Genomic DNA, 735 nt, shown 5'->3' with positions numbered 1-735 from the left:
GGCCCGCTCCTGCCAAGAGAGCGCGCCGCCTCCCGAGGTGCTGGTCTCGATGCGCCCGGCCAAGGACCGGACCCACATCACCCAGTTGCTGGGCCGCATGATCCGCACACCGCTCGCGCGGCGTATCCCGGGCAACGAGTTGCTCAACAGCGTCGACTGCCTGCTGCCGTTCTTCGACCGCAAGACCGCCCCCGGCGTGGCCGAGATGCTGTTGAAAGGTGCCACCTCCAAGGACGGGGAGGACAACGACACCGGAGGCGGCGAGGCACGCCGCGTCCTGTTCGACCCGGTGGACCTGCATCCCAACCCGCAGGTGCCCCAGCAGGTCTGGGACCGCTTCGCCGCCCTGCCCTCGGTGACGATCCCGAAGAAGGGCGTCAAACCCATCCGCCGACTCACCGCCCTCGCCACCGCACTGTCCAAGGACAACCTGGTCGAGGAAGCCGTGGAGAAGGCGCACAAGCACCTCCACGCCGTCCTCGATGGGCGGGCGGTGCAGCACAAGGAGAAGGTCGACCAAGCGCGTGAGGACGTGCTCACCATGAGCGGTGAGGAGGCCCGGGGCCGGATCGGCGGAGGCTTCTCCTACAAGGCGTTCCAGGAGTCGGCGGACCCTCGGGCCATCGAGGACTCCTACCGGGCCGCTGCCCGCGTCCTGAGCCCCGCCCTCTGCTCCTCCTACGTCAACCACCTGGTCGGCCCGGACGGCGAACAGGTCGGCATCGCCCGCGTCGA

General features: G+C 69.4%; 1 pseudogene. It reads left to right on the top strand.

Features of this window, described 5'->3' with window-relative positions:
• Nucleotides 1–735, top strand: a pseudogene (locus KVS67_RS11545) (type III restriction endonuclease subunit R); the annotation flags it as partial.

This window comes from Micrococcus sp. GbtcB5 (assembly GCF_019091605.1).
GTDB classification, from domain to species: domain Bacteria; phylum Actinomycetota; class Actinomycetes; order Actinomycetales; family Micrococcaceae; genus Micrococcus; species Micrococcus luteus.
This window is presented reverse-complemented; position numbering and strand designations above follow the sequence as displayed.